General features: G+C 44.7%; 9 protein-coding genes. 5 read left to right on the forward strand and 4 right to left on the reverse strand.

The window, feature by feature from the left end; translation table 11 throughout:
* Positions 1–1,056 precede the first annotated feature (1,056 nt).
* Positions 1,057–2,805, forward strand: coding sequence for a hypothetical protein (locus NT002_00210; protein ID MCX6827700.1), 1,749 nt, complete (start codon positions 1,057–1,059; stop codon positions 2,803–2,805).
* Positions 2,806–3,704: 899 nt separating this feature from the next.
* On the opposite strand, the gene NT002_00215 is transcribed toward NT002_00210, so the two are convergent.
* Positions 3,705–4,775 (reverse strand): hypothetical protein, encoded by a 1,071-nt coding sequence (locus NT002_00215; GenBank protein ID MCX6827701.1) that lies wholly within the window; start codon positions 4,773–4,775, stop codon positions 3,705–3,707.
* A 532-nt stretch (positions 4,776–5,307) separates the two neighbouring features.
* Here NT002_00215 and NT002_00220 point away from each other — a divergent pair.
* On the forward strand, positions 5,308–5,565 hold the full coding sequence (locus NT002_00220) for a hypothetical protein (GenBank protein MCX6827702.1): 258 nt from the start codon (positions 5,308–5,310) through the stop codon (positions 5,563–5,565).
* A 1-nt stretch (position 5,566) separates the two neighbouring features.
* Here NT002_00220 and NT002_00225 read toward each other — a convergent pair whose 3' ends face one another.
* Genes NT002_00225 through NT002_00235 form a run of 3 tightly spaced genes read right to left on the reverse strand, consistent with a single transcriptional unit; the run spans position 5,567 to position 6,922 of the window.
* Positions 5,567–6,031 carry a protein-export chaperone SecB gene (locus tag NT002_00225; protein MCX6827703.1) on the reverse strand — a complete coding sequence of 155 codons (465 nt, stop codon included), beginning with the start codon at positions 6,029–6,031 and terminating at the stop codon, positions 5,567–5,569.
* Positions 6,031–6,549, reverse strand: a complete 519-nt coding sequence (locus NT002_00230) for a toxin-antitoxin system HicB family antitoxin (GenBank protein ID MCX6827704.1) — start codon at positions 6,547–6,549, stop codon at positions 6,031–6,033. Before NT002_00230 ends, NT002_00225 begins: the two co-directional genes overlap by 1 nt.
* A complete protein-coding gene (locus NT002_00235; GenBank protein ID MCX6827705.1) occupies positions 6,530–6,922 on the reverse strand; it encodes a hypothetical protein in 393 nt (130 codons plus the stop codon). Before NT002_00235 ends, NT002_00230 begins: the two co-directional genes overlap by 20 nt.
* A gap of 103 nt (positions 6,923–7,025) precedes the next feature.
* Between NT002_00235 and NT002_00240 the strand changes: the two genes are divergently transcribed.
* From NT002_00240 to NT002_00250, 3 genes are all read left to right on the forward strand, one after another.
* Positions 7,026–7,865 (forward strand): DDE-type integrase/transposase/recombinase, encoded by an 840-nt coding sequence (locus tag NT002_00240; protein MCX6827706.1) that lies wholly within the window; start codon positions 7,026–7,028, stop codon positions 7,863–7,865.
* Positions 7,866–8,064: 199 nt separating this feature from the next.
* A complete protein-coding gene (locus NT002_00245; protein ID MCX6827707.1) occupies positions 8,065–8,736 on the forward strand; it encodes an NYN domain-containing protein in 672 nt (223 codons plus the stop codon).
* Positions 8,737–8,825: 89 nt separating this feature from the next.
* Complete coding sequence (locus NT002_00250; GenBank protein MCX6827708.1) at positions 8,826–10,130, forward strand: tetratricopeptide repeat protein; 1,305 nt, start codon at positions 8,826–8,828, stop codon at positions 10,128–10,130.
* Positions 10,131–10,152 lie beyond the last annotated feature (22 nt).

A 10,152-nucleotide genomic window follows, 5' to 3' on the forward strand; every position in this document is an offset into this window, starting at 1 on the left:
GTTTAGCTATGATTCTGGCCCATATAGAACGCTGGCAAACGCATTTTCGGACTCTCAGGGTCAGCGGACGCCAAAATCCACTCCCAAACCCCTTAACCTGAATTTCGATATCAATAAAACTAACTTATGGGACAGCCTCCACGCGGTCGCCCATGCCGTGTATTTGTCATTCCCGCGTAGGCGGGAATCCAATTGGTGTCTCTTACAAATGTCATTCTGGCGAAAGCCAGAATCCATCTTGGTTGGTTGGGTTACCCTGCAAAATGGGTTTGTCGGCTAAATTCAAGTCCCTCCAAAAAACATAATCACTTTCTGCTTATTTATTGCCGGATAATGGCTTGGGTGGTTTTGTGTGGTATGGCAAAATGGGTTTGTTTCTTCGTTTTTTAAAATATTTCTTTTTATCGCCCGGGCTGATTTGGGCGGTTTTGGGGCTGGTTGATTTTTGGCCGTTGGCCCGATTGGCAATAAATTGTTTAATGTTTTCTGACATATAAATAATCACTCGTTCTACATAAGGTGGGTGAAGCCAAAATCACCATCGATTCGATAGTGATTTTGAAGCATAGGGATGGGAATGCAAAAAGAGACCTGATCTACAGAATTCAGAATTGGACCTTCTCACAGCAGAGCTGTTGGTTTCCCGATAATCTGGAGCAAAAACGGACACAACTCTGATATATTTGAGTATCTTGAGATGTATAACAATGGGCAACGCCGTCATGAGGGCCTGGGCTTTAAAAATCCACTTGACTTCAAAAAAGCCGCTTCTTATTTTAAATATATCCATTTTTTTGTGGGAAGATCAGACAAGATAAGAATTAAACCAAGAGTGACGCTCTGGAAAAACCAATTTATGCAACTATTGACATGAGCTTTACTTTTTCGGGAGAGAACAATCAAATCAAAGATGTCAGGAGTCTTCATATAAGCCGGGTGCATGGTACTATATGTGTCGGTGTTGTTGCGATTCTAATTACATGGCTAGTAGGGTGCTCCAAAAGCATAACACCGGAGCCACCAGAACCGCAGGAAGTCTCGATTAGTGGCAAGGTTGTGTCGGGTCCTCGCGATGGGGCTGTTGTCGATGCCTACTCGCTTGGAGTGAATGCTTCCTCAACACATCTGGCTGGTCCATTTACTGTTGACTCGCTTGGCAACTGGAGCGGCAAGATACCTGACACTCTTACCGAGCCAATCCTGTTGATAGCCTCCAGAGGCCATTATGTTAGTCTGACGACGTACGATACGGTCACTCTGGATTCAAAAGATCAGCTGTGCGGATTCATTCTTTACGGTAATGAGGCTACCGTCTCTCCATTAACTCATACCCTCTACATGGCTGCAACTGAACTGATGCGTGATGGGACAACGCCGGAGAACGCATTGTATTTGGTGCTGGCTGAAGCCAGTTCAAAACTCAGTTTCAATCCGGCGACCACGGTTCCATCTCAATCGGCAGATGGGGACGAAAGCCAGAAAATGTACGCTGCACTGCTGGGTGGCATGACGAATCTCTTGACGAGCAACCCAAACCTAATTGGCCTCGCAGAAGCAACTTCCTTCGATTTGATGAAGGCCCTTTCAGAAGATTTATCGGATGGCGCGCTCGACGGCATGTCCGCCAACGGGTATCCTGTTTTGGTTGATCCCGATGGGTCCGGGTCAACGACCGTACCATTTCCAATTCTTGATCAAAGCGGTTTGGGAGTTCTAATTGCGGCCGCCAATGAATACTCGATTTCGGTACCTGCGCTGATCGGTATTACATTGCCTTCAATAGAGTTGATCTTTGATCCTCCTGCGGTCCAACTAACACACTCTTTCGAACACCGCTGTAATGGTGTAGAGAGCAGTGGCGAACTAGGTGTCTGGATGTTCAACCAGAATGTCATACCCCTGAGGTCTGACGCCATCGCGCATTGGGCGGTGCCGTTATGCGATCCTTTTGGGAAACTTTTGGAGCCGATAAACGTGATCTGGGTTGATTATTCAGCGAGAAGCGCCGAGGAGGCGCGGGACAATGTCCAAGCGTATCTCGTTGCTAACCACTTCTTTCAAGAACCGAATAGCGTATCGGGAATAAGACACCATTCGTTTCCTTACTATGGCGCGTACAAGCCCAATCAACTCGAACTCCAACTGCCCAACGACAAAACTTGGGTAGACTTTGCGTGGCCAAGCGAAAACAACCATGGACGGATTTTCCCAGCATTCGAAGCAGGTAAGGATGAAAAATTCCCCGTATACTACACACTCGGCGCTTTCAGCCGTGAAAGTGTTTGGGATCCCATTCATTTGCTATTCCACTGTTTCATTTCCTTTGACATGGCTCAAGAGGCCCTCACCGGAAATCTTGCCGGATGGAATTACGAGGACATCCAGAATAATTGGGGCAATGTCATGAAGCCGATCCAGGAGGGCTACTACAACACCGCCGATCATGAGGGTGTAGCCGTGCTGGTTCGACCAAACAACGATTCTTCCTTAATCGGAAACTGGAATCTGACATCAGTGAACGGACAATCCATCCCACCCGGTGTTTATCTGAGGTGGACCTTCACTGCGTCAACGGTTACCGTGACCTCTGATATGGACTGTGTAGAAGTGTTGACGTATAGCGCTGCCGGCGGAATCCTCACGGGACTTTCGGTCATTAGCCGTGAGGGCAGTGAATGTGGAGATGATGACGGTGGGGGTGCAATCGGTCCTTATACGGTTGTCGGAAATACTCTAACGGTAACAATTACTGATCCAGAGATAGAGCCACCCACAGCAGTATTCGTCTTCACGAGGGTGAGTTGAAGGAATATTGGGTCCGGCGTATGTGAGACTTCTGACTTCGGTTGACATTTTTTTGTGTGCACGTAGCCGGGTAGATCGAAGCTGAGGTTTTGACGCCTTCAACATCCCATATCCCGTCGCTTCAACCGGATAACCCACATCTTTTCTGTGGGAAATTCCATCCGTGCCTATCTTTCCGCAGGATCATGGGCCGCCGCTCGTGGCTGGGGGCATGACCCCTGTCGCGTCTCTTCCAAAATCCACATCGCATCGATGGTGATTTGGAGCCCCTCCTATTAATAGAAAGCATAGATATAAATATGTCTGAACTAGAAAAGCAATTTATCGATAGCCCAAATGTAAGGAACCGTCACCTTTGTCGCATCTTCCCCAAATTCGCAACAAAAACACTACAAAAGAATACAAAAATGAAGAAACGAACTCCCCCCACCGCACCCCCCTTGTTTCACCTAACCTCTTGTTCCACAAGTATAATGCCCGGCTTGTGCGCGGAAAACTTCAGTCTGCCCGTCTGTCTCCTTGCCGCCCCGGCCGCACCAAATCCCGGCCAGACCGGCACCGCCGCTTTCTATCGGGCCACAGCCCAAAATCAATCAGGGAGAAAAATGGGTCCCCTAAAAACGGGGAAACAAACCCAAATTTCCATGCCCCGCAATTTCCGTCCAATCCATTGCTATACCTCTATGTTACGCCGGAATAAATCTATCACCAAAGGGCCCCAAAAAATTGAAAAGCAAAGCCAAACATCGCCATCTCTTTGCCGCACATAGACTTCAATCATTATTATTTGGCTTCGCTTTTCTTGCGCTCCCTCAACCCCTTGTACCACAACGCATCTGGTTGGTGGCCCACCCCGCCTGTCTTGGGGGCTCGTGCCGTTTGAAGCTGCAACGACCGTGCTAAAGTATATCGATAGTCGCCTGAATGGGGAAATGGTCGCTATATCCATTGACTTTTATCCCCTTCTCGTCGTACTTGAATGCTTTGGGGCGCAACTTCTTTCCCGAACACATCGCTTTTGGCTTGAAGATCTCGACAGAACCAAGGTTCATTTTAAGACCGCCGGCGCCATAATACAGTCCGCGCGAGACAATGAATTGATCCAGCAGATTCATGGTATTTGGAGATTCCGAGTAATAATAAGTTCCGCAATCAGGTTTCGCCAGCTGCGGCCACATACAATTGAACAAATATGCCTGCTTCTTGAGATATGTTTCCGGTTTGGGCAGATTTGCATCTTTCGGTTTCTCGAACAACTCCTCGATATGATCTTCACCGTTTGATGCCTTCAGGAATTCAAGGACACTTCGATTGAATGGTTCATCATTGAAATCCCCCATAAGAAGGATATTACTATTCCAGCGGTTGTTCAGATCGTCCAATGATACATTATTATCACCCGCGGCAAGGTAATCGCTGCGTGAATACTTGAGCAAACCATCAATAAGTCGACCGCAGTAATCGCCCAGATGCAACCGGAAAGGTTCGCTTTCGTATTGACCTTGGCTGCGCGACGGCCAATGATTGACCATGACAATCAACTCTGCTCCATTCTCTTTAACCTTAAGAGGGACCTCAAAAACGTCGCGGGTCGGATACCGCTGATAGACCTTATGTCCCACCGGCGGAACGTCGGTAGTTTCCAACAATTTGCCGGAGTAAATCAGGGCTGTGCCAATGCCACGAATATCCTCCGATTCTTCGTACGCCACCTTGTAATCTTTGCCGGGGAGAAGATCCTTAAGCGCCGTCACAACTTCCTTGTTTTCAATTTCGCAGAAACCCAATATGTCGGGCATTTCGTCCTTATGCATGAGTTTGATGATTTGAGCCAGGTTTTTCAGCTTGGCTTCATAGACTTCATCGGTCCATCCATTTTTGGGAGTGAATTCGAAATCGGCTGCGATGACCGATTCTTTGGTGTCAAAAAGATTCTGGAGATTCCAAAAAGCGATTTTAAGATTGGCCATGAGTGCCTCCTTCGGCCGGCTGGGCCGAAAAATAATTTTTGTTTCAAGGCCCTTGAGCACCTGAATTTTGCTCTCGATAGCCTCAACAATTAAGTGTCAAGAGATGCCACATCCCCTTGCTGGCAAATCGAATTCTTCTGGATGAAACACTCTGATATAAATAAATAGTCACGGAAGAAGATTGTCAAGAGTAATTTGTGAGTTGAGTAGCTCAGGGGCATGCGCTTTGAGTATTCCAACTATCGACTCAATGAAATCACGTCTCTGACTGCCGAATCAAATCCAGCATGACAATGAAAGGGTATTAACGGCAAAAGAGCAGATTCCTTGACACATGCCCCTGTAAATGTCATTCCCCGTCGCAATGGCGAATCCAGTCGGCAGTAGGGCAAAACCCGCCGACGAAATCGTGTGGTTTTGCCGTCTGCCCTGCCCGCTTGCGCTCGACTCGCATCTTTCTTAAATAAAGGTAGTGGGTCAGTTTCATTTTAATAGGCCTTGACAGGAATTGAGATCGGCCTTATAATGAGGCATGCAAAAGCGGTTACGCAAAAAGAAGAAACTCGATCTAAATGAGTTGTCGGCTATCATAGCTAATGAAGCCACAACACCAGAGCCAATGCCGGAGCCTAAACCGGTTGATCCGACTAAGAATCCTGCCGCCGTCGAATTGGGCCGTCTTGGGGGACTCAAGGGGGGCAAGGCCAGAGCCAAGAAAATGACGAAACAGGAACGGAGCGAAGCCGCCAGAAAAGCGGCACTCGCAAGATGGAAGAAACTTCAAAAATAGTTTATGCGTTTACCTTTTCTGTTTCTTTTGGTTTTTCTATTAAAACTTTTCTTAGGGGTAGGATCAGGGGAGATAATCCCATTCTGGATGTCATTGAATGAACCAATTCCCGTAAATAAGGAAAGCACTGCAATGGTGCGGTATAATGCTTAAAAATTACATAGAATTCCTCGGGAAGCTCACCCTGAATATCATAATTCAAAATATATTGTACACCTAACTGAAATATTTCTTTATCCGTCGATGAGGCTTTTATTTCGTAATTAATTTCAATGGTTGCCTTATCTTCAACAATTGAAACATTTCCCAAGTTTTCTTTAAGGCTGTAACTTGCCTGAGTCGTCATACTATGAGAAGAGACTGAAAACTGAAGTTTTTTCAAATATGAATCACTTATCTCAATTCGTTTCAAAAATTGATTGTAATCATTTGGAGTTAATTTTTCCAACGCCTCTTTTAATTCCATTATGCCACCTCACGCCATTGTTCTGCACTATATTGCTCATTACCAAAAATATGTACTTCCGCTCTAATTCCCGTGATCTCGCCAGGATGATAGGCTTGCCTATTAAAAACAATAGTTTGAAAGCATTTAGTCAAAATATCTTGTCCTGTTACATGGGCAATTAATATTTGGTCGATGAAAGAATTAAGGCTCTTATCGGCGACCCTCGCCATACCAATCAACTTATAATGAATTCGCGGATCAATTCTCAGAAGGAATTTGCCACTTGGGAGATTGTTATTCTCACGAGTCGGTTCAGGTATTTCACGGCCTTCGTCCAAATAGGCTTTAAACAATTCTCTCTTGGTCTGCTCAAAAGACTCCAATGCCTCAGCCTTGGTATCGCCTGAGCCATAGAAAACGAATGCGTCCAAGTCACGCGAATAGGCTTTGTATAATACCTCCTCATCCTCTTCCAATCTCGAGATATTGACATCATAGTCAAGGTCGAGATAATAATTAAGGTCTTTCGTTGCCACAAAGGCCTTCCTTTCTCATTGTTTCAATGATATATAACAGACAGGGGCATAGATAAGTCTTGAAATTCTTTCGGTAAATCATTTCTCTCCTGCCACCCCGTGCAACATGAATACCAAATATTCCGTCTCCTTTCAATTCTGCTATGGCCGGATGTTCAAATCTGACCATCGATCCTCCAGTATTCTTAAGCCTTTTTACGCCAAGTTCCTCGCACATCCATTTTTCAATTGGGGCAAGCGGCAATTCGTTTCCGCCATCCTTCTTGAAACTCTGGAGTCTCCCAAGGAGCTCAGCATAAGATGTCAATGACCCCTCTTTACTATCGACAAGCTTATTCTTTTTCTTGACATATGATACTGCATATAGTATCATTTTGTTTTAATGTCAATCAAAATAATGGCAAAAAACAGCAAAAAGATACGATTTTTGAAAAAAGACTTGACAATGCGTGACCGCTCATGTATATTAGGTCAGCATGAATAAGCTAATTAGAGAAAAACGGGTTCAGATCATAGCCTCTTTAGTTGAGGGAAATTCTATACGGTCAACCGTCCGAATGACCGGAATAGCCAAGAATACCGTTGTCAAACTGCTTGAGGAAATTGGCTCCGTCTGTGCCGAATATCAGGATAGGACTTTACGCAATCTGAAATGTAAACAGATTCAATGCGATGAAATTTGGTCTTACTGCTATGCCAAACAAAAGAATGTCCCTAAGGACAAGCAAGGCCAGTTTGGTTACGGCGACGTCTGGACTTGGACTGCAATTGACCCAGAATCTAAACTGATCATTTCATGGCTTGTCGGTTTGCGCGATGCCGAACATGCCAAAGTATTTATGAATGATTTGGCTTCTCGCTTGGCGAACCGCGTTCAACTGACCACAGACGGACATAGGGCATATCTGGAGGCCGTCGAACAAGCATTTGGTGCCGATATTGACTATGCCATGCTTGTTAAACTTTATGGTCAAGAAAATGCGGGTGAAGCTCGATACGGTCCTCCGGCCTGTGTCGGGTGCCGACGACAATCCATTGTTGGAAAGCCTAAAAAGCAAAATATTTCAACTTCTCTAATTGAACGCCAGAATCTGACAATGCGCATGGGGATGCGCCGCTTTACCAGGCTAACTAATGGCTTCTCGAAGAAGGTTCAAAATCTTGAATATGCGGTAGCCTTACACTTCATGTATTACAACTTCTGCCGGATTCACCAAACCACAAGAATAACCCCAGCTATGGCCGCCGGAGTGACCGATCGTCTTTGGGAAATTGAAGATTTGATAAAACTATTAGAGAAATCAGAAACGATATAAGCAATTAAATGCATACTAAATGCAATAAGGTGCGCATCAATTTGTTGCGCGTCAATAACTTAATCTATATTTTTGTAACTTTTTTGCTTGACTATTGTTTAAATAATGTCGATCTTAAGACTGTAAAGACATACATCCTTCAGGTTAATAGCCTGTTGGTGCCCGGAGTAAAATTCCGGGCTTTTTTATTTTGGGCATTATGATAATAACCGGAAAACCTCATCGCGCGATTGCTTTTATAGATGGATTCAATGTTTATCATTTTCTGGAAAATAATTTTCCTCAATGTAAATGGCTTGATTATAGAAAATTGGCCCAACGTCATCTACCTCAATATGCCACATTGACAGAGGTTTATTATTTTTCAGCATACGCTACATGGGATCAAAAAAAAGTAGAGAGACACCAAAAATATGTAGAAGCCTTGCGAGCCATTGGAATTAGAATTGAAATCAATCATTTTGCCAACCGTCGCCGAAATTTTGTGGTTCCCGATAAATTATCAGGCAAAACTTTCAATACGATTGATGGTCCGATCAGGGGTATTATTAGGACGGGATATACATTTGAAGAAAAGAGTACGGATGTAAGTATTGGTGCTCATATCATTGCCCTTGCCGCAAAAAATGAATTTGATACGGCATTATTAATCTCAGGTGATACCGATTTTGTCCCAGTCATTAAAATAATGAATTCAAGTTTTTCGCCAAAAATTTTGCGAATTGCCGTTCCCAGCTTCTCGATGCCTGGCCCATTTACCCAATTATTGCCAAATGGATTTTGCCGACTAATAACAAAGAGTGACCTTACAAAAAGCCTAATGGATAGTCCAATCACCGGAACATCTATTTCAAAACCCCCAGAATGGTAAATATTTCAAACTGACCCACTACCTAAATAAACAAAATATTGACTAACAGGTAAATATTCGCTATTCTAAAACAAATAAGGCTTTTATTGATGAACATCTTTGGATATCAAATCGATCTTGGGACCGCGCTGACCATTATCGGTATCATACTCACGATAATCTTCGGATATGTCACGATCTTTAGTTGGATTTTACCGCGTCGAGGGCGAGCAAGGTTGCGCAAGGAAACAGAGGAGAAAATCAAAGCTATAGAACAGGATGCTGCCAATGCAGCACAAGGCACAAATAGAATAGAGCAGAAATTGGAGAAGCTAGAAAAAATGCTCGGCAAGAGCCTGTATATAGATGGCCTTGGCACGTCGCCACCAGCCATTTTTGACCCCTTTGCGAAAGGGCTGGAATTGATGGCCCAGTACAAGTGGGACGAGGCAATAGCGGAATTCAGAGAATCAATGAATGAAGCCAAAGGAAGCCAGCTCGTCGCTCTATATAATCTCGTTGGAATATGTCACTACACCCCCGGCAAGTTTGATTCCGCACTTTCGTCTTATGACAATTCCCTTAAGCTGGCTCGGCAATTTGCAGACGGGGAAGGTGAAGCGAATGCTTTAGGGAACATCGGGCTGATCTATAAGGCTAAGGGGGACTTAGATGCGGCGCTGAAATATCTGGAAGAGGCTTTAGAGAAACATCGGGAAGTAGGTTATAAGCAGGGTGAAGCGTCTCAATTGGGGAACATCGGGCTGATCTATTCGGATAAGGGGGACTTAGATGCGGCGCTGAAATATCAGCAAGAGGCTTTAAAGATAGATAGAGAGATAGTTTATAAGCAGGGTGAAGCGAATCAATTGGGGAACATCGGGCTGATCTATAGTGCTAAGGGGGACTTAGATGCGGCGCTGAAATATCACCAAGAGGCTTTAGAGAAACATCGGGAAGTAGGTTACAAGCAGGGTGAAGGGCAGGATTTGGCTGCAATTGCATTGGTATTGAAATCTCAAGGTGATTTGGATCGATCCCTAGAATATCACCAAGCGGCTTTAAAGATACATCGGGAAGTAAGTTATAAGCAGGGTGAAGCGAATCAATTGGGGAACATCGGGAATATCTATTATGCTAAGGGGGACTTAGATGCGGCGCTGAAATATCACCAAGAGGCTTTAGAGAAACATCGGGAAGTAGGTTATAAGCAGGGTGAAGCGTCAGACTTGGGCAACATCGGGCTGATCTATTATGATAAGGGGGACTTAGATGCGGCGCTGAAATATCTTGAAGAGGCTTTAAAGATAGATAGAGAGATAGGTTATAAGCAGGGTGAAGCGTCGGACTTGGGGAATATAGGGCTGATTGATTCAGCTAAGGGGGACTCAGATGCGGAGCTGAAATATCTGTAAGAGGCTCGCACGATTCTTATTG

Source organism: Candidatus Zixiibacteriota bacterium (assembly GCA_026397505.1).
Classification (GTDB): Bacteria; Zixibacteria; MSB-5A5; order GN15; family PGXB01; genus JAPLUR01.

What these genes read in the sequence shown, in the direction of transcription:
- NT002_00240 (MCX6827706.1), top strand. Translation starts at nt 7,026, where the DNA reads ATGAATAAGCTAATTAGAGAAAAACGGGTTCAGATCATAGCCTCTTTA.
- NT002_00245 (MCX6827707.1), top strand. Translation starts at nt 8,065, where the DNA reads ATGATAATAACCGGAAAACCTCATCGCGCGATTGCTTTTATAGATGGA.
- NT002_00250 (MCX6827708.1), top strand. Translation starts at nt 8,826, where the DNA reads ATGAACATCTTTGGATATCAAATCGATCTTGGGACCGCGCTGACCATT.
- NT002_00235 (MCX6827705.1), bottom strand. Translation starts at nt 6,922, where the DNA reads ATGATACTATATGCAGTATCATATGTCAAGAAAAAGAATAAGCTTGTC.
- NT002_00225 (MCX6827703.1), bottom strand. Translation starts at nt 6,031, where the DNA reads ATGGAATTAAAAGAGGCGTTGGAAAAATTAACTCCAAATGATTACAAT.
- NT002_00220 (MCX6827702.1), top strand. Translation starts at nt 5,308, where the DNA reads ATGCAAAAGCGGTTACGCAAAAAGAAGAAACTCGATCTAAATGAGTTG.
- NT002_00215 (MCX6827701.1), bottom strand. Translation starts at nt 4,775, where the DNA reads ATGGCCAATCTTAAAATCGCTTTTTGGAATCTCCAGAATCTTTTTGAC.